At 66.8% G+C, this 16,685-nt stretch carries 20 protein-coding genes and 1 tRNA gene; 13 read left to right on the plus strand and 8 right to left on the minus strand.

Annotated elements, in window-relative coordinates:
- Positions 1 to 78: 78 nt before the first annotated feature.
- The 7 genes from DWV11_RS13980 to DWV11_RS14005 all read left to right on the plus strand — a co-directional run bounded on the left by DWV11_RS13980 (position 79) and on the right by DWV11_RS14005 (position 7,019).
- Positions 79 to 687 (plus strand): TetR/AcrR family transcriptional regulator, encoded by a 609-nt coding sequence (locus DWV11_RS13980; protein ID WP_115789524.1) that lies wholly within the window; start codon positions 79 to 81, stop codon positions 685 to 687.
- Between the two features lie 157 nt (positions 688 to 844).
- Positions 845 to 2,137 carry an MFS transporter gene (locus tag DWV11_RS13985; protein ID WP_210725755.1) on the plus strand — a complete coding sequence of 431 codons (1,293 nt, stop codon included), beginning with the start codon at positions 845 to 847 and terminating at the stop codon, positions 2,135 to 2,137.
- Between the two features lie 30 nt (positions 2,138 to 2,167).
- Positions 2,168 to 3,808 (plus strand): amidohydrolase, encoded by a 1,641-nt coding sequence (locus DWV11_RS13990; RefSeq protein ID WP_210725756.1) that lies wholly within the window; start codon positions 2,168 to 2,170, stop codon positions 3,806 to 3,808.
- 185 nt (positions 3,809 to 3,993) lie between these two features.
- Positions 3,994 to 4,641, plus strand: coding sequence for a sunset domain-containing protein (locus DWV11_RS20255; RefSeq protein WP_210725757.1), 648 nt, complete (start codon positions 3,994 to 3,996; stop codon positions 4,639 to 4,641).
- Positions 4,642 to 4,656: 15 nt separating this feature from the next.
- On the plus strand, positions 4,657 to 4,833 hold the full coding sequence (locus tag DWV11_RS20155; RefSeq protein ID WP_168404707.1) for a hypothetical protein: 177 nt from the start codon (positions 4,657 to 4,659) through the stop codon (positions 4,831 to 4,833).
- A gap of 426 nt (positions 4,834 to 5,259) precedes the next feature.
- Complete coding sequence (locus DWV11_RS14000) at positions 5,260 to 6,309, plus strand: lipase family alpha/beta hydrolase (protein WP_210725758.1); 1,050 nt, start codon at positions 5,260 to 5,262, stop codon at positions 6,307 to 6,309.
- A gap of 158 nt (positions 6,310 to 6,467) precedes the next feature.
- The gene (locus tag DWV11_RS14005) at positions 6,468 to 7,019 is read left to right on the plus strand and encodes a hypothetical protein (protein ID WP_115789525.1); all 552 of its coding nucleotides are present in this window, start codon (positions 6,468 to 6,470) and stop codon (positions 7,017 to 7,019) included.
- 15 nt (positions 7,020 to 7,034) lie between these two features.
- Here DWV11_RS14005 and DWV11_RS14010 read toward each other — a convergent pair whose 3' ends face one another.
- Together DWV11_RS14010 and DWV11_RS14015 are read right to left on the minus strand one after the other, a co-directional pair.
- Positions 7,035 to 7,454 (minus strand): hypothetical protein, encoded by a 420-nt coding sequence (locus DWV11_RS14010; RefSeq protein ID WP_115789526.1) that lies wholly within the window; start codon positions 7,452 to 7,454, stop codon positions 7,035 to 7,037.
- A 100-nt stretch (positions 7,455 to 7,554) separates the two neighbouring features.
- Positions 7,555 to 7,854 (minus strand): DUF4193 domain-containing protein, encoded by a 300-nt coding sequence (locus tag DWV11_RS14015; RefSeq protein ID WP_115789527.1) that lies wholly within the window; start codon positions 7,852 to 7,854, stop codon positions 7,555 to 7,557.
- A 205-nt stretch (positions 7,855 to 8,059) separates the two neighbouring features.
- On the opposite strand from DWV11_RS14015, the gene DWV11_RS14020 reads away from it, so the two are divergent.
- On the plus strand, positions 8,060 to 8,260 hold the full coding sequence (locus tag DWV11_RS14020) for a hypothetical protein (RefSeq protein ID WP_136017909.1): 201 nt from the start codon (positions 8,060 to 8,062) through the stop codon (positions 8,258 to 8,260).
- 103 nt (positions 8,261 to 8,363) lie between these two features.
- Positions 8,364 to 8,669 carry a hypothetical protein gene (locus tag DWV11_RS14025; protein ID WP_136017910.1) on the plus strand — a complete coding sequence of 102 codons (306 nt, stop codon included), beginning with the start codon at positions 8,364 to 8,366 and terminating at the stop codon, positions 8,667 to 8,669.
- Between the two features lie 584 nt (positions 8,670 to 9,253).
- Here DWV11_RS14025 and DWV11_RS14030 read toward each other — a convergent pair.
- Positions 9,254 to 9,343 (minus strand) — tRNA-Ser (locus DWV11_RS14030).
- A gap of 85 nt (positions 9,344 to 9,428) precedes the next feature.
- Here DWV11_RS14030 and DWV11_RS14035 point away from each other — a divergent pair.
- Genes DWV11_RS14035 through DWV11_RS14045 form a run of 3 tightly spaced genes read left to right on the plus strand, consistent with a single transcriptional unit; the run spans position 9,429 to position 11,872 of the window.
- Complete coding sequence (locus tag DWV11_RS14035; RefSeq protein ID WP_115789601.1) at positions 9,429 to 10,457, plus strand: zinc-dependent alcohol dehydrogenase; 1,029 nt, start codon at positions 9,429 to 9,431, stop codon at positions 10,455 to 10,457.
- A gap of 3 nt (positions 10,458 to 10,460) precedes the next feature.
- Positions 10,461 to 10,865, plus strand: coding sequence for a 6-pyruvoyl trahydropterin synthase family protein (locus DWV11_RS14040; RefSeq protein WP_115789530.1), 405 nt, complete (start codon positions 10,461 to 10,463; stop codon positions 10,863 to 10,865).
- Positions 10,862 to 11,872, plus strand: coding sequence for a glycosyltransferase family 4 protein (locus DWV11_RS14045; RefSeq protein WP_115789531.1), 1,011 nt, complete (start codon positions 10,862 to 10,864; stop codon positions 11,870 to 11,872). Before DWV11_RS14040 ends, DWV11_RS14045 begins: the two co-directional genes overlap by 4 nt.
- Before the next feature lie 11 nt (positions 11,873 to 11,883).
- Here the strand turns inward: DWV11_RS14045 and DWV11_RS14050 are convergent, their stop codons facing one another.
- The 5 genes from DWV11_RS14050 to DWV11_RS14065 all read right to left on the minus strand — a co-directional run bounded on the left by DWV11_RS14050 (position 11,884) and on the right by DWV11_RS14065 (position 15,227).
- A complete protein-coding gene (locus DWV11_RS14050; RefSeq protein WP_115789532.1) occupies positions 11,884 to 12,165 on the minus strand; it encodes an acylphosphatase in 282 nt (93 codons plus the stop codon).
- Entirely contained in the window at positions 12,162 to 12,548 is a 387-nt protein-coding gene (locus tag DWV11_RS14055) for a VOC family protein (RefSeq protein ID WP_115789533.1), read from the minus strand. Before DWV11_RS14055 ends, DWV11_RS14050 begins: the two co-directional genes overlap by 4 nt.
- Before the next feature lie 52 nt (positions 12,549 to 12,600).
- Positions 12,601 to 12,759, minus strand: coding sequence for a hypothetical protein (locus DWV11_RS20160; RefSeq protein WP_168404711.1), 159 nt, complete (start codon positions 12,757 to 12,759; stop codon positions 12,601 to 12,603).
- Positions 12,760 to 12,996: 237 nt separating this feature from the next.
- Positions 12,997 to 14,262: an MFS transporter gene (locus tag DWV11_RS14060; RefSeq protein WP_245953644.1), complete on the minus strand. Its 1,266-nt coding sequence runs from the start codon at positions 14,260 to 14,262 to the stop codon at positions 12,997 to 12,999.
- Positions 14,259 to 15,227, minus strand: coding sequence for a LysR family transcriptional regulator (locus DWV11_RS14065; protein ID WP_115789534.1), 969 nt, complete (start codon positions 15,225 to 15,227; stop codon positions 14,259 to 14,261). Before DWV11_RS14065 ends, DWV11_RS14060 begins: the two co-directional genes overlap by 4 nt.
- A gap of 120 nt (positions 15,228 to 15,347) precedes the next feature.
- Between DWV11_RS14065 and DWV11_RS14070 the strand changes: the two genes are divergently transcribed.
- Positions 15,348 to 16,538 (plus strand): TDT family transporter, encoded by a 1,191-nt coding sequence (locus tag DWV11_RS14070; RefSeq protein WP_245953646.1) that lies wholly within the window; start codon positions 15,348 to 15,350, stop codon positions 16,536 to 16,538.
- Positions 16,539 to 16,685 lie beyond the last annotated feature (147 nt).

Raw genomic sequence — 16,685 nt, forward strand, 5'->3', positions numbered from 1 at the left:
GTATGGGCGCCGGTGCATGGCCTTCCAAGAGCCCGCCGCTGATACCTTGGGGACCAGTCGAACCCCAGGAGTCCTTGCATGGCGCGCCCGTCCCAACCGCTGATTTCCGTCGACGCCGTGGTCACGGCGGCCCTTGAGCTGATCGACGAAAGCGGCGACTTCAGCCTGCCCAAGGTGGCGCGGAAGATCGGCGTCAGCCAGTCCTCCATTTACAATCACGTCTCGGGGCGCGAGGAGATCCTGGAGCTCGTCCGCGGCCGGATCACGGAGGACAGCCCGGTTCCGCCGGCGGGGACGCCATGGGATGAGGTGTTGCGGCTGGAAATCCGGGAGTACCGCGAGGGCTTCGCCCGGCACCCGCGCACAGCCCCCTTGCTGGTGATGCAGACCGTCCGGAACCCCCAGGTGATCGCCTTCTACGAGCGGCTGTCCTCGGCCCTGGAGGAGGCCGGCTTCAGGGGAGGTGATGTGGCCTCGGCCCTGGCCGTGATCGACAGCTTCGCCATTGGCGCGGCCCTGGATCTCTCCGCGCCGGGCAACGTGTGGGAGGTGGCGCCGGGCGGCGGGACCGCCCTGGGCCGTGCCGTGGAGCATGCCTCCGGGCTGGCCGACCGGGCGGGAACTGCCTTTGAATTCGGCCTCGAAATCCTGATCGAAGGACTGCGACGCCGGGCTGCCGGACTGTGATTTCCTGAGCCGTTCCGGCTGTGGTTTCCGGACCTCCACTTGTGTGATGACGGACTCAGCCCGCATACTAAACGAAAGCCTTTCGTTTAGTGATCCGGCTCTCAGCCAGGATCCCGCCCGGCCGCAATGGCGCGGCCTCACAGACCCGGAGAATTCCTTGAGCACTTCCCCCACCTTGGATGCCAGCGGCCGCGTCCCCCTGACTTGGCGCCGCGGTATCTCGACCTTCGGCATCGGCGTCATCGGCTTCATGGCCGCCAACCTGGTGCCGTTCATGATCATCGCCCTCGTGGACGGGCACGGCCTCACACCCACCGCCGCCGGAACCGTGATGACCGCTTGCCTGCTGAGTACGGCCGTGGGCTGCCTCCTGACCTCACGCTGGTCGGCCCGCTCCGGCCGGTACGTGGTGGCCCGCGGCGGCCTCTTCCTCGCCGCGGCCGGCTTCGGTGCGGCAGCCCTCGTTCCGCTGACCCCCGTGGCCATCGCCGGCATCATCCTCGGTGGCCTGGGCGGCGGCGGTGCCATCTCCTCCAGCGGCGCCGCGCTCGCTGCGTTGCGGAACCCGAACCGGATGTCCGGCATCAGCGGCCTCGCCAACCGCGCGATTGTCACGGTGGTCCTCGCGCTCATTCCGATGTTCGGCACCGGGATGCTGAGCGCATTCGGGATCCTGGCGCTCCTGGCGCTCGCCTTCGCCCTGACCTCCGGCTGGATGCCGGCCGCTGCGGCGTCCGACGGAACCGCGGCACCCGGTACCGCAGCGTCGGACGCTGCGGGAGCGTCCGACGTCGGGGGATCACCTGCGGTTCCCCGTAAGGCGCCGCTACTGGTGACGATTGCCGGTTTCAGCCTGCTGTCCTGCTTCGGCCTTTGGGCGCTGGGCGAGGATTCGCTCTGGGCGGTGGCCGGGTCCATGGGTGCCGGGCAGGCAGGGATAGGCGACGCCGACATGGGACTCATGCTCAGCATCTCCACCGCTGGGGGCCTCGTCTTCGGCGCCATCGCCAGCTACCTCGGCGACCGCCTCGGCCGGACCATCCCGCTGCTGGTCCTCCTGCTGCTGGGCGGCGGACTGAAGCTCGCCGCAGGCCTGGTCCACGACCCCGGCACCTACATGCTGGTGATCATCGCCTGGAACACCGTCTACGCGCTGGCGTTCATGTACGTGGTGTCCGTTGCCGTGGCGCTGGATGTGCGCGGCTTCTGGTCGGCGGCGCTGAGCGGCACCTACCTGATCGGCTCAGCCTTCTCGCCCCTGTTCGGCACCTTCATTGCCGAAACCCTCGGTTACGTGCCGCTGACGGCGATTCTCTCCGGATTCAGCTTCCTGCTGCTGGTGCCGTTCCTGGTGATTTCCCGCGTGGCGGCGCGCGTCGAAAAGCAGGGCGCCGCCCTCGACGCCCCCGACGCTTCCGGCACGCAGTTCAACCAGGCAGCAATCGTCTAGCCCGTGTCCCCTCAGAACAAAGGAACAGTTGTGACCACCCGTACCCTCTACCGCAACGCCCGGATCTTCACTGCCGACGGTCCTGTGCTTGCCGAAGTCCCGCTTGCCGAAGCCCTGATCGTCGACGGCGAACGGCTGGCCCAGGTGGGCAGCGAGGCGGCCGCGCGCGAGGTGCTTGGCGGGGCTGCTTTTTCCGACATTGATCTCGGCGGCGCATTCGTGATGCCTGGCTTCGTGGACGCCCACACGCACCTGGTGATGATGGGCGAGACCATGCAGAAGGTGGCCCTGCGCGACGCCGGCAACCTGGAAGAGATCCAGCTCCGGCTCAAGAACGCGGTGGCCGCGGACCCGGAGGCGCCGCGCATCCTCGGCAGCGGCTGGCTGTTCTCTGCCGTCCCCGGCGGTACGCCGACCGCGGACATGATTGACGCCGTCGTGCCTGACCGCCCGGTGTACCTGGACGCGAACGACCTCCATTCGGTGTGGGTGAACAAGGCCGCGCTCGCCGAAATGGGCATCGACAAGGACACCCCCAACCCGCTGGGCGGCATCATCGAACGCGACCCGGTGACCGGTGAAGCCACGGGGCTGCTGCACGAAACCGCGATGCACCAGTACGCCTGGCCCACCCTTGCATCCCTGACCTCGGATGCGGAACGGGACGCCCAGCTGGCCACAGCCTTCGAGCACTACCTGTCCACCGGGGTCACCAGCGGCATCGACATGGCCCTCGGCGAGGCCGAACTGGCGGCGATGCGCCGGGCCCTGGAAGCCGGCGGCGGCACCCTGCCGCTGCGCATCAACGCGCACTGGCTCGTGGCGCCGTCGGAGAACCACGAGGAAAACCTGGCCCAAGTGGCCAGGGCCGCCGAACTCAGCCGCGAAGTGAACACGCCGTGGCTGCGCGTGATGGGCATCAAGATCATTGCCGACGGCGTGATCGACGGCTGCACGGCGGCCATGAAGGAACCGTATTCGGACGGCAGCAACGCCGACCTTATCTGGGCGCCCGAGTACCTGAACCCGGTGGTGGCCGCGGCCGACGCCGAGGGGCTGCAGATCGCCATCCACGCGATCGGCGACCTCGCCTCCGAGGTGGCACTGGACGCGTTCGAGCACGCCAACGCGGTGAACGGGCCGCGCGACCGCCGGCACCGGATCGAGCATATGGAGACCGTCACGCCGGAGAGCATCGCGCGGCTGGCCCGGCTGGGCATCGTGGCATCCATGCAGCCGGTCCACGCCGATCCTGCCGTGCAGGAAAACTGGCGGGCCATGCTGGGCGACGACCGGATCGAGCGTGCCTACCCGTGGACAGAGTTCACTGACGCCGGTGCGGTGCTGGCCCTCGGTTCGGACGCGCCCACGGCCCCGCACCCGCCGCTGCCGAACATGTACATCGCCACCACCCGGAAGTCCGCGCTGGAGCCGTCGCTGCCCGCGAACCTGCCCACGTACGCGTTGGAGCTGGCCGCCGCGCTGGGCCACGCCACCCGCGACGCGGCGTTCTCCTGCCGCCGTGAGCACGACCTCGGCCGCCTGGCTCCGGGGATGCTGGCGGACTTCGTGGTGCTGGACACCGACCCGTTTGTGGCCGGGGTGGATTCCCTGCTGGCTTCTTCCGTGGTGCTCACGGTGGTGGGTGGGGAAGTGAAGTTCCGGGCGTAGTTCTTGGTTCTTGGGCGACGTTCCTTCCCGTTTGCATTCCGAAGCAGCCCGGATTTCCCGGGCTGCTTCGGCGTGTCGGGCTGGTTTGTCCGTGTCCGCAAAAAGAAAGCGGGAAGGAACGTCGTGGAGCGCGGCTAGGATTCAGTTCGTACACATAGTTCTGCCTGAATTAAGGCAGCGATTCCATGGGGGAATTCATTTTGTTCAGTACTTCATTGCGCCCTGCTGCATTCCGCCGGAAAGCGCTTGGCACGTTGCTGGCGTTGTCCGCATTCGTCGCTCCCGCCGTCGTCGTTGCAGCTCCGGCGCAGGCGGCTCCGACGGTGACCACCCGGGTGGCCGCGTTCTCCGCCGGCCCGGCCACGGTTGTCCGCGGCAACGCGATCACAGTCCAGGGCCAGATGCAGGGCTTCAACGGCCGCACGTGGGTCAAGACCGGTACGGTCACGGCTGTGGTCTACTTCGATCCGGATGGCGCGAAGCCCAACGCTGTAGTGCGCACCTTGAAGACCAACACCACCGGCTATCTCCGCACCACCTTCACCGCTTCCGTCACGGGCAAGTGGTCCGTGCGCATGCCGGCCACGGGCGCCTTGAAGGCCAGTTCCACTGGCCAGGCGACCGTGCGCGTGGTTGCTCCCGCGCCGAAGCCGACGTCGGCCAGGCCTGTGAGCACGTGGAACTGCCCGGCGTGGGCCCCGATCAAGGGCAACGCGCCGAGTAGGATCTACCACCTGCCGGGCCAGCGCTACTACAGCCGGACGACGCCGGAGGTCTGCTTCGCCACTGAACGTGCGGCGCAGCAGGCGGGGTACCGGAAGTCGAAGGTGTAGGGGCGGGCGTTGGTCATGGTTGTCGCGGACCCCGTCTTTCGGACGACTGTTTTGAGCGGGATCGCGGTCGGCGCAGCGGCGTTTGGTGCAGCGGACAAGTTCCCCGTCCTCAGCGGGATGATTCTCGCCGCTTGGATTGGTGTGTCCGGCTTTTCCCTCGCCGCCATCGTGAAGCGGCGCCGTGATGGTTGATTTTCAGCACCGCTGAATTCCTGTTCCCGCATGTGCTTCGGCCTTCCGTGCTCATTGATTCAGCACGAATGTAAGGCCCGGTTCCTTTTCCGGAAGGAACCGGGCCTTCTGTGCGTGGGCTGGGGATGCACCTGATGGTAGCCAGGTTCGACGGGAGGCCCATGACCTGCTCGGTCCGTACCTCGACACACGGACTAGCAAGCGGCTCGCCGCAATAGTCGACGAGCGAATGCAACGTCTCATGCAAAGCGCGAAGAAGAATATCCAGTCCCAGTAATGCAGCGCGCCACCTATCAAAACCTCTTGGTCCGTCGCACCTAGTAAGGAATTGTGCGTGACAAGCGGTGGGCCTCGCGCCTCTGTCATGATCCGTCTGCCCGTTTGATACCCGCCTCTCCGGCCGGGACAACAGAAATGGATCATTCAGTGAGAGAGCCCCGTTCAATAGCAGTCCGAAAACTGACCCGCAATGCAGTCCTCGCCGCAGCCACTGCCGCGACTTTGGCCTTCGCCCCGGTTGCGGCCGCCTTCGCCGAGCCGGGCGAACCCGTGTACGCTCCGGTCGACCAGCCAGGCCCGGCGCTTTCCGTGCCGCAGAATCTGCTGGACGCCAGCCTCGAGTGCACGGCGAATGCCGGCGATGCAACACGGGACGTGGTGCTGCTGATTCCCGGAACCACGCTGACCCCGGAGGCGAATTACGACGGGAACTGGTTCCAGGCTCTGGACAAGCTGGACTGGCCCTACTGCTCGGTCACCCTGCCCGAAGACGCGATGAACGACATCCAGGTCTCGGCCGAGTACATCGTCAACGCGATCCGGGAAGTCCGCGCGACCAGCGGCCGCAAGGTGGATCTTGTCGGGTTCAGCCAGGGCGGTCTCGCTCCCCGGTTCGCGCTGCGGTTCTGGCCCGACACGAGGGCCATGGTCGATGACTACGTGGCCCTTGGTGCGACCAACCACGGCAGCCTGACCGTGGACGGCATGTGCGCCGCCGGGTGCGCTCCGGCACTGCAGCAGCAGCGGTACAACTCCGCCTTCACCCAGGCGACCAACTCCTATGAGGAAACCTTCGCCGGCATTTCCTACACGGACGTCTACTCCCGCACCGACCAGTTCGTCACCCCCAACCTGGACGACTCCGGGACCACGTCATTGCACGGCGGCGCAGGCACCATTACCAACGTCGCGCTCCAGGATGTCTGCCCGCTCAACGCGGCCGACCACCTGGCCACCGGCACCTACGACCCGGTCGCCTACGCCTTGGCCGTGGACGCCCTCAGCCACGACGGACCGGCAAACCCCGCGAGGGTCCCGGCCTCCACCTGCACCAAACTGCTCATGCCCGGCGTCAACCCGCTGACCTTCCCCGGAAAATACGTGGACCTCTGGAACACCGTCCTCGCCCAACTCGCCGCGTACCCGCACGTCGGAACCGAACCGGCACTCAAGCCCTACGTCTACACCCAACCCTGAACCAGACAGGACACGGATGGCCCCGCATCCGGCGCGGGGCCGTCCTTGTATTGCGCCTTGCCGGAACCTTGCCGCAGGGCGGGAACAGCCATTGGCTGGGAACCATTCTGAGGTTGCGCTCCCCATGAAATTGTCGGTGCCAGGTGAGACCCTGCAGTATGGCCAAGCGTCGTAGATCTAGCAGCGCTGCCGCGTTGGGCTCCGGTGCTTCCGGCTGTGGCCCCGCCGGCTTTGTCATCTTCTTGCTTGTGATCTGGTTCATCAGCACCTACTGGGTAGCCATCTTGACAGCCCTTAGCGTCATCACGGTGATCGTCGGGCTGATAGTTGCGTTTGTGATCGTCGGGAGAACCCCGCCACCTGAAGTCAGTCAGGAGTTGGGGGAACCGCCGCGGCTGCCGGCCCAGGCTCCCGAACCCAAGCCCAAGTCGGTCCGGAGGGCCAAACCGGTTCGGACGCCCAAGCCCAAGCCTCTTTCCGCTGATGAACTTGCGGCACAAATGCGCGCTCTCAAGCAAACAAGTCACGTGCGGGCAATGCAGGAGTGGGACTACGAGTGGATTCTTCTGGCCTACCCCAATAAGAGCAGCCGGGAAATCAGCGAAATTGCCAACGCCCACTTCGCTCACGGACGATCGATCGGCGTCAACTACGGCGACCCCACGCTCCCAGGCTTCAACCTCCGCAAGCCCGGCAGCGATGTCCCGTAAGGCGGGCTGCCGCCCCTACGCCGATTGTCTGCTGAGGAGTTCCCGGAGGCAGCTCTCGTAGCCGGCCATGATGTCGTTGAAGTGCTGTAGCTGCAGGCCGCCGTCTGCTGCCGCCGCCTCCCAAGCATCGGGCAGTTCATTGTCCAGGGAGCACAGCAACGGTTCCTGCACGACGCCGTCGCGCTCCAGTGTGGCGATAGCCCACGGATGGGCTGGGCGGGCGACCCTGATGCCGGCCGCCGCGAGCGGTTCCGCGAGCAGGTTGCGGGTGACTACCCGCCAGGAGGCAAGGTACGGTTCGCAAAGCTGCTCGACGAGGTCGCCGTCCTTGCTGTCGTACGCCCGCCAGAGGTCATCGGTGAGCGCATCCCATTCTTCCTCCGGCCGGACCAATAGATGGGCGGCCCGGACTTGTGCAGTAAGGACATTGAGCATTCTGCTTCTCCTTTGATTGAGAGGCTGCCGAGTCGATTTTCAGAACAGGGTAATGCGCTTCCGCGACCATTGCTTGTCACAAAGACCGAAGGGTCGGAGGTCAGCCTTCGCACTCCACGCAGTAGCGGAGCCCGTCCTTCTCCTTGGCGATCTGGGAACGGTGACGCACCAGGAAACACGAACTGCACACGAACTCGTCCTCGCCCTGCGGGATGACCTGAACGATAAGTTCTTCCGCGACAATCTCTCCACCGGGTCCGCCGGCGTCGAGTCCGTCAGTTTCATCCAGCTCCAGCACGACGCTCTTTGCCGTCGGTGCACCGGCTGACTGCAGCGCCTGCAGGGACTGTTCCTGCGACTCCTTTACGTCCGAGCGAAGTTCGTCGTAATCAGCTGCCACTTGTAGATGCCTCTTTTCTCAGGGGGTGGTCCGCGAAGGAACAACGTACAGGGTGCCTTCGGAATTCCCTAATGCGCCGAACGGAACCGCCAGTGCTCCGCGGGCCGGACGATCACCGGGTAGGCATTCAGCATTGAATTAAGGATGCAAGCGGTATCTGTCGGAGAGTTGTGGCTAGGATCAGGTCATGGGCGCCAGGAAAAGGATGCAGCCAACCAAAGTCCAAGCCGTGGTCATGGGCATTTTCGCGCTGGCGCTTCTGGCGAACAACACGGTCGCCGTGATGTTCGAGGGAAGACGCGCAACCTTGGCCTACTGGATCCTCCAAATCCTGGACCTGGCTCTCCTGCTGATGAGCATCTGGTGGTACCGCCGAGCCGCAAAGACTCCGCCGACGAGAAGCTAGCTGGTGCAGGCCTTCACGCGGGCGGATGCTCAAGAGTTGAACCGTTGTTGAAGGTGGGCCAGCATGGACCACCCGTGACGATAGGACAGAAGGTGGTTCCAAAATGAAAAGCAGCAAAGCCACTTGGCGCGCCGTCTTCTCAATGTTCGGGCCTTACGCCGTTGCGAACATGGTGATGATCGCTGCGATCGTGGTGTTCGCTGTCTTTCAACCTGACTTGCACGGCCCTCCCGAAACATGGACCGCTACGACCATCTGGTCGGCAGCCACGATAGTCGTGTTGGTACTGACGTCATTCGGGTTCGTTGTGAAGGGTGCACTTCGACTGCGGCTGGTTTACAAGGAGGCAAGGGAGGACCGCCGGCGGATCGCCGCGGGCCTCCCCTTGAACCCAGAGGAACCCGAATGACCTATACATTCATAGGCGGTTTGGAAAGGCCCGGAAACCTTACCCGAATCCTTGGCCCTTGGGTCCGGCTATCCCGTTCGTCGTGACGACTAACGATCCCGAGCGAAAAGGGTCAGAACACCTGTGTGCTCAGGAAGCCCCAGACGCCAATTAGAACTATCGGCGTCGTCGGGACCAAAGTGATTGCCCCTGCTACTCGCCCATCTTTCCGGATCACCGCGACCAGGCTTGTGATGCCGGTGATGATGGCCATCGGGAAGCAGAAGCCAATTAATACTGAAGCGACTCCCCGCCCCGAGTCGACACCGGTCCGGCAGGCAAGTGTGTCCAAACGAAGACAGCGGTATTGACGATCGTGAAGACGAGCGATAGCGATCCGGTCGTCAACCGCTCCATGTCCCGTGCTGCGGACGGATGGCTAGCCGGGCTGTTGCTGTCCATACCCGAATAATGGGTGAGACCCCAGTGTGGGTACACCGTTTCCTCCTCGGAGGGCCCCGGGCACGGATCGTGCAGCTCCCTGTTCCACCAAAGCAAAAGGCCCCGGTTCCCTTGTAAACAAAGGGAACCGTGGCCTCGCTATGTGGCGGTGACGGTGGGATTTGAACCCACGTTGGCTGTTACACCAAACAACATTTCGAGTGTTGCACCTTCGGCCGCTCGGACACGTCACCAACTGGAATAGGTTACCGGAGGTGGCGGCGGTTCCCCAAAACGGCCTTCCATAGCACCCCGGCCCCGGCTAGATTCGTGAGCAAGATGACCAACCCTGAAGAACGCAACGAAGCGGCCGAACACAGTCAGGCGAAGGGCAGCCACGCCACCGCCTACTGGACCGTAGGCCGGGGCAAGGGTGAACTCCGCTCCGAAGAACTGCCTGAACCCAAAGCCAACGAGGCACTCGTCAGAACCCTGTATTCGGGCATCAGCAAGGGCACCGAGCTCCTCGTCCACGAAGGCCACGTCCCGAAGAGCGTCGCGGAGACCATGCGCGCCCCGCACCAGGAAGGCGATTTCCCGTCACCCGTGAAATACGGCTACCTCTCCGTGGGCATCGTGGAGGAAGGACCCGACGAATGGAAAGACAAAGCGGTGTTCTGCCTCCACCCGCACCAGGACCGCTACGTCGTGCCGCTTGAAGACCTCACAAGAATTCCCGACGGCGTCCCACCCCGCCGCGCGGTCCTCACCGGAATGGTGGAGACCGCCCTCAACGCCCTCTGGGAAGCCGGGCCGCGGCTGGGTGACCGGGTGGCCGTCGTCGGGGCCGGTCTGCTGGGCGGCACCCTGGCGGCCCTGCTGCGGAAGTTCCCGCTCCAGCGGCTCGAGCTGGTCGACGTCGACCCCGCCAAAGAACAAACCGCCAAGGCGCTCACCATCGGCTTCGCCGCGCCGGAGTCGGCACAAAGCGACTGCGACATCGTCTTCCATTGCTCCGCAACAAGCGAAGGCCTGCGCCGCAGCCTGCAGCTGGCGGGCGACGAAGCCCGGGTCATCGAACTCTCCTGGTTCGGGGATGCACCGGTAAGCATCCCGCTCGGCGAAGATTTCCACGCCCGCCGGCTCTCGATCACCGCCAGCCAGGTGGGCGTAGTGGCGCGGGCCCGCCGCCACCGGCGCAGCACCGCCGAACGCCTGGAACTGGCCGTCGGCCTGCTGAAGGACCCCGTGTTCGACCTCTTCCTCAGCCCGGACTCGAGCTTCACCGAACTCCCGCACACCATGGAACAGCTGGCGGCCCACCACGACGGAAGCTCCTGCCACGTGATCAGCTACCCGGAAGGATAAGCAATGTTCAGCCTCACCGTCCGACGCCATTTCATGATCGCCCACAGCCTCCCTCGCGAATCCTTCGGCCCGGCCCAGGGCCTGCACGGGGCCACCTTCGTAGCCGAGGTCAGCTTCCGCCGCGCGGAACTGAACCAGGACGCCGTCGTCATTGACATCGGAGCGGCAGGGGAACTGCTCCAGCAGGTCCTTGACCAACTTAACTACAAGAACCTTGACGAGCTCCCCGAGTTCGCCGGCCAGTTGACCACCACCGAGGTCCTCGCCCGCCACATCGCCGAACGGCTCGCGGAAAAACTGCCTGACGGCGCCGCAATAGCCGCGATCGACGTCGTCCTCCGCGAAACCCCCGACGCCTGGGCCGGTTACTCGCTCGAGCTCCCGCCGCCCGACCAGCCTCAGCAATGAACGCTATCCGTTTCATCGTCCCGGGCAACATCGGGCACCGTTCCGGCGGGAACCTCTACAACGCCCGGCTGGTGGAACAGCTGGAAGCGTTGGGTGCCCGGACCGAGGTGGTGATGCTCGACGGCGAGTGGCCGCCCGGGCGGTCCGAGGACCGGGAGTCGCTCGCCTGGGCTCTGCGCGACGCGCGCTTGGCAATCGTCGACGGGCTCATTGCAGCCGGAGCGCCGGGTGAGCTTGCCGCGGCCGTGCAGGCCGGGACGCGGGTGTGGGTCCTCTCGCACATGGCCTTCACGGATCACGCGCACCGTGAATCGCGGGCGTTGGCGGCCGCGAGCGGGGTGATCTGCCCCAGTTCCTTTGCCGCGGCGAAACTCAAGGAACTGTACGGCCTGGAACGTGTCCACGTCGCGCTGCCCGGCACTCTGCCCGCCGAAACCGCGGCCGGATCGCAGCCACCCCGCATCGTCTGCGTGGCAGCCCTGCTGCCGAACAAGAGCCAGCTGCTCCTGGTCGAAGCCCTGGCCCGCCTCCGCGGAAGTCCGTGGACGGCGGCCCTCATCGGTTCCCCGGACGCAGACCCGCACTACGCCGCCCAGGTGCGGGCCGCCGTCGCGAAGTACGGGCTGGAAGACCGCATCCGGCTGAGCGGCGAACTTCACGGACCGGAACTCGAGGCGCAATGGCACGCCGCGGACCTCAGCGTGCTGGTCTCAGCCCGCGAGAGTTTTGGCATGGCTGTGCCGGAATCCCTGGCCCACGGGGTTCCGGCGATCGTGCGGCGGGGGACCGGGGCCGAGGAAGCGCTCGGGCAGTCCGGCGCCGGCGCTGCGGTGGAGCTCGACGGCGGCCCGGCCGCCTTGGCGGATGCGCTCGCCGCCTGGCTGGAAGATCCGGAGCTGGCCGCCCGCTGGCGTGCCGCGGCGTTGGCGTGCCGCGCGATCCTGCCCACCTGGACAGCCACGGCGCAGAGCGTCCTCGCGGCGATCGGGGCGTGGGAAGGGGAGTGAGCAGGGGGCTGTCACTCCACGCCGAAGCCGGAGAACTCCCCGCTCGCCCGGCTCAGCGAGGCCTCCACATGCTGCACGCGGCCCGGAGCCCTGGTGGAGCGCAACCAGGACAGCAGTGCCTCGACCCCTTCGGGGGTACCCTCGGCCACCACGTAGACCGAGCCGTCCCAGCGGTTGACCGCCTCCCCGCTCAGCCCCAAGCGCCGGGCCTCCATCATGGTCCGGTACCGGAAGCCGACGCCCTGCACCTGGCCGGTGACGGTGGCGGTGAGGCGCACCGAGTCTTCGCTCATGCCGCCCCCGAGCCGTACGGGCGGGTGATGGCCTCGAGCAGGTGCCCGTCCGGGTCCTTGAAGTAGACGCCCCGGCCGCCGTCGTTGTGGTTGACCTGCTGCGGGCGGGTCCGCCCGGGGTCGGCCCAGTACGGGATTTCCTCGGCTGAGATCCTGGCGAGGATGCCGTTGAACTCGTCCTCGGAGACAAGGAAGGCGTAGTGCTGCGGTTTGATGTCGCCCTCGGCAGTGGCGAAGTCGAGGGCCACGCCGTGCTCCAGCGGAACCGTCATGAAGGACCATATGGGCGTCGGCGCGGGCAGGCCGAGGATCCGGGTAAGGAATTCCGCGGAAAGGCGCTTGTCCCGGGCGTAGACGATGGTGTGGTTGAACTCGACGGCCATGTGGCTCCTCCTCGGCAGGCACCCCTCGACTGAACCTTAGGCCGCGGGTTCTTCAGGGGCCAGAGGAAAGCCTGCGGCTGCGCTCCGCCGGTCCGCCCTGGCCGATCTGAGCAACCGCGGCAGTCGGACCCATGCCCTTACTAAGAATGCCAATGAAGCCAGGATCAAAGCTGCCATCGCTGCGATCGACCAGATAGTGGTTGGCGTCCATGCCTCGATAGGAGGCGAAGCGTCAGGCCGGAACACAAGGAACACCACCCCCGCGAGGAGTGCCAGTCCCTTTGCAACATTGAGCGGGCCGAACAGGGAGTAGTACGCGTCCTCCGTGGCTTTGCCGTATTTCCCCCTGGATTTCACGCTGGTTTCCCACCTCGAGTCGCGCCGCCAGCACACCGGCTGTAGTGTTCCCCCAATGTTCCTCCTCCGGCTGCGCCATGACCAGACGGCCTCAGGCCTCTGTTCCTCTGCGCCAGTACTCCGTTCTTCCCCGCCGGAACAGGGGCAGGAAGACAAGCAGCGCCGCGAGCTGCGTGCCCACGGTAAAGAGAGCCAAGCTCGGCAGGGACGCTGAGTACAGGGCGCCGATGATCGTGGATCCGGCCAGCCACGAGATCCCGTAGATGGCGGTGAAGATGCCGTAGCCGGCGCCGCGCCGTGCCACGGGAACGAGATCCGCGACAGCGGCGCGGAGGGTTGATTCGTGGATGCCCAGGGCGGCGCCCCAGACCACGGCTCCTGCCCAGACCAGGGCGGTGTCGGTGGTGAAAGACAGGAACGGTACCGCCGCGGTCAGGGGGAGGGTGAGGAGCAGCCCGCGCAGCCCGGTCCGGTCATACAAGGCACCGGATCCGAGCGCGGCGAGGGCAGCGACGCCCATGGACACGGCGTAGCTCACCGGGATCAGCGCCGGGGGCAGGACTTTCTGGATCTCGAGGTGGTAGGACACGACGCCGAAGGTCGGGAAGCCGAACATCGAGACCGCCGTAAAGGCGCTGTACCACCAGAACCGCGCCGGAAGCGGGGTGCGCTTCCCCGCGGACCCGCGGCCCTTAGTCGGGGCTGGGACTCCCGGGACTGGGACTCCCGGAGCCGGGGCTCGGCCGTCGACGGCTGTGTCGTAGCGTTCCGGTGCCGGCACCGCCCGCCGCAGGAGGAACACGGCCAGTAGAGCGAGGACTCCGGGAACAGCCAGGACGCCGAAGCCCAGCTGGTAGCCCGCAACAGCCACCATCAGCGAGACCAGCAGCGGCCCCATGAGCGCTCCCGACTGGTCCAGCGCCTCGTGGATCGCGAACGCCTTCCCCCGTCCTAGGCGCGAACCGGCGTGCGACAGCATGGTGTCCCGCGCAGGCGAGCGGACGGCCTTCCCGAAACGCTCCGCAACCACCAGGGCAGAGGCCTGCCACAAGGAACCGGCCAACGCCAGCAGGGGAACGGCGACCACCGTCAACGCGTAGCCGGCGATGGTCAGCGGCCAGTACCTGCGCGTCCTGTCAGCCAGGGGTCCGGTCCCGAGCCGCATCACCAGGGCCACCGCTTCACCGAAGCCGGTGATGAAACCGGTCATGGCGGCCGTGGCGCCCAAGGTGGCCAGGAACGGCCCCGTGATGGACCGCGCGCCCTCGTAGACGACGTCCGCCAGCATGCTCACCACCCCGAAGGCGAGCACAAAGCCCATCGGGCCCAGGCTGTTGCCGCGGCTCTGCGGGGTCATACCGGACGGGAAGCGTTGGAACTGGCCCCCGCTGAGCCCGGCATCGGGCGGGCGGCAACCGCGGCGAGGTCCCGCGCGGCGCCGGGCGGCGGAGTGTTCCCGGAGAGCCACACGGCGCTGAGGCTGCGCCGCAGGACCAAGCCGCGCACCGGCACCACCACCAGCCGGCGCAGGGTGACGTCGTCGCGCACGGCGAGCGCGCTCAGCACGGCAGGAGCGGTTCCGGCGGCGACGGCGGAACGGACGGCCGCCGTCGTCGGCAGTTCCACGAGGGGAGCGGCCTGCTCCGGGATGCCGGCCGCCGCAAGCAGGTGTTCCAGCGCGTCCCGGGTGCCGCTGCCGTGCTCGCGCGTGACCAGCCCGACGCCGGCGAGCTCGGCCGCGGTGACCGGCGCCTTCCGGCGGGCCCAGCGGTGTCCAGGGGCGACCACCAGGACCAGTTCGTCTTCCTGCACGACGGCGGTGCTCAGGCCGGCGGGCAGCTGCGGGCTTTCGATGAAGGCGATGTCGGCGTCGCCGGAGCGGACGCGGGCTGCCGCCGTCTCGCTGTTGGATACGGCAAGTTCCACGACCGTGGGCGTGAGGCCGAGGGATTCCTGCTGCCGGCGCAGGGCCACCAGCCAGTGCGGGAGGAGGTGCTCGGCGATGGTCTGGCTCGCGGCGACGTGCAGCTGGCGGACGGCGTCGGAACGGAGCGAAGCGATGCCGGCATCGAGCCGTTCGGCGGCAGCGAGGACGTCGGCGGCCCAGCCGGCCACGAGTTCGCCGGATTCCGTGAGGGAGGAACCGCGGGGTGTGCGGGTCAGCAGGGCGGCGCCGATCCGGGACTCCAGCGAGCGCATCCGGGAGGACACCGCCTGCTGGGATAGCCCGAGCTTCTTTCCGGCGGCGGACAGGCTGCCGAGTTCGTGCACGGCGGCGAGCATCTCCAGCGCGGACAGATCGGGGATGCGGGAGCTGAGCACGGGTTCTCCTGGTGTCGCACTGCGGCGGGCGGGTCCGGGTGGTGGGTACAAGGCCGGCTTGTACCCTGACAAGTGTATGCCCCCTACTTCGGCGTGTGCTGGCACGGAAGCATGGATGGCATGGGAATTCTGATGCTCGGCGGTGCGCGTCAAAGCAGGCTGCGGGAGCGGCGGTTGCTGCGCAGCCTGGAACGGCCGTCTGAACTGTTCGCGAACCTTGGCCCGAACTGGTTCGCCACGATCATGGGCACCGGGGTGATTGCGACGGCGGGCGCCACCTTGCCGCTGCAGTTTCCGGCCCTGCACGCCGTGGCCACGCTGTTTTGGGCGGCGGCTTCCCTGCTGTTGCTCCTGCTCGCGGGGTCCACCGTGGTGCATTGGGTCCGGCACCGCGACGCTGCCCGAGGCCACCACCGGCACCCGGTGATGGCGCATTTCTACGGCGCCCCGCCGATGGCGCTCCTCACGGTGGGCGCCGGCACCCTGCTGCTGGGCAAGGATGTGCTGGGGGAGCGCCTCGCCCTGGGTGTCGACGCCGTGCTGTGGGTTCTCGGGACCCTGCTCGGCCTGGCGAGCGCCTTCGCCGTGCCGTACCTGCAGTTCACCCGGCACAAGGTTTCAGCCTGCGATGCCTTCGGCGGCTGGCTGATGCCCGTTGTGCCGCCGATGGTCTCGGCCTCCACCGGTGCCCTGCTGCTCCCGTACCTTCCTGCGGGCGAGGCGAGGACGGCCATGCTCATGGCCTGCTACGCCATGTTCGGGCTCAGCCTGCTCGCCTCGCTGCTCATCATTCCCCTGGTGTGGCAGCGGTTGGCGGTACACAAGAACCTCGCCGCTTCCGCGGTGCCGACCCTCTGGATCGTGCTCGGACCGCTGGGCCAGTCCATCACCGCGGCCAATCTGCTGGGCGCCAACGCGCATTTCGCGGTGTCCGGAACACTGCTGCACGCCCTTGAAACGTTCGGCGTGCTGTACGGGGTTCCGGTGCTGGGCTTCGCGCTCCTCTGGGCTGCCCTGGCCGCCGCGGTCACGCTGCGCACCGCCCGTAGCGGGCTGCCTTTCAGCCTTGCCTGGTGGTCCTTCACCTTCCCCGTGGGCACCTGCGTCACCGGCCTCAGCGGGCTCGCCGCGCACACCGGGCTCGGCGTGTTCAAGGCGATGGCCGCCGTCGGGTACGTCCTGCTGGTGGGCGCCTGGGTGCTGGTTGCGGTGCGGACGTTCCGGGGAAGCGTGCTCGAGGGGACGCTGTTCCAAGCGCCGGCGCAAGGCATGCCGGCACGGGCTGCCTCGCGGACCGCCCTCGCCTCATAAAAGCCGCCCTCGCCTCATAGAAAACGTTGAGTTCTCTAATGCGCCGGCGTAGCATTTTTAGGGAACGCACCGGACTCTAATCCCGGCCGAGCCCTGATCCGAACCGGGCCCTGATCCGAACCGGGGCCTGATCCGAACCGGGGCCTG

Origin of the sequence: Arthrobacter silvisoli, from assembly GCF_003369445.1 — a bacterium.
Taxonomy (GTDB): Bacteria; Actinomycetota; Actinomycetes; order Actinomycetales; family Micrococcaceae; genus Arthrobacter; species Arthrobacter silvisoli.

Coding starts and splice junctions, on each gene's coding strand:
- DWV11_RS13980 (WP_115789524.1), top strand. CDS start 79: ATGGCGCGCCCGTCCCAACCGCTGATTTCCGTCGACGCCGTGGTCACG.
- DWV11_RS20255 (WP_210725757.1), top strand. CDS start 3,994: ATGGGGGAATTCATTTTGTTCAGTACTTCATTGCGCCCTGCTGCATTC.
- DWV11_RS20155 (WP_168404707.1), top strand. CDS start 4,657: ATGGTTGTCGCGGACCCCGTCTTTCGGACGACTGTTTTGAGCGGGATC.
- DWV11_RS14005 (WP_115789525.1), top strand. CDS start 6,468: ATGGCCAAGCGTCGTAGATCTAGCAGCGCTGCCGCGTTGGGCTCCGGT.
- DWV11_RS14010 (WP_115789526.1), bottom strand. CDS start 7,454: ATGCTCAATGTCCTTACTGCACAAGTCCGGGCCGCCCATCTATTGGTC.
- DWV11_RS14020 (WP_136017909.1), top strand. CDS start 8,060: ATGCAGCCAACCAAAGTCCAAGCCGTGGTCATGGGCATTTTCGCGCTG.
- DWV11_RS14025 (WP_136017910.1), top strand. CDS start 8,364: ATGAAAAGCAGCAAAGCCACTTGGCGCGCCGTCTTCTCAATGTTCGGG.
- DWV11_RS14035 (WP_115789601.1), top strand. CDS start 9,429: ATGACCAACCCTGAAGAACGCAACGAAGCGGCCGAACACAGTCAGGCG.
- DWV11_RS14040 (WP_115789530.1), top strand. CDS start 10,461: ATGTTCAGCCTCACCGTCCGACGCCATTTCATGATCGCCCACAGCCTC.
- DWV11_RS14045 (WP_115789531.1), top strand. CDS start 10,862: ATGAACGCTATCCGTTTCATCGTCCCGGGCAACATCGGGCACCGTTCC.
- DWV11_RS14050 (WP_115789532.1), bottom strand. CDS start 12,165: ATGAGCGAAGACTCGGTGCGCCTCACCGCCACCGTCACCGGCCAGGTG.
- DWV11_RS14055 (WP_115789533.1), bottom strand. CDS start 12,548: ATGGCCGTCGAGTTCAACCACACCATCGTCTACGCCCGGGACAAGCGC.
- DWV11_RS20160 (WP_168404711.1), bottom strand. CDS start 12,759: ATGGACGCCAACCACTATCTGGTCGATCGCAGCGATGGCAGCTTTGAT.
- DWV11_RS14060 (WP_245953644.1), bottom strand. CDS start 14,262: ATGACCCCGCAGAGCCGCGGCAACAGCCTGGGCCCGATGGGCTTTGTG.
- DWV11_RS14070 (WP_245953646.1), top strand. CDS start 15,348: ATGGGAATTCTGATGCTCGGCGGTGCGCGTCAAAGCAGGCTGCGGGAG.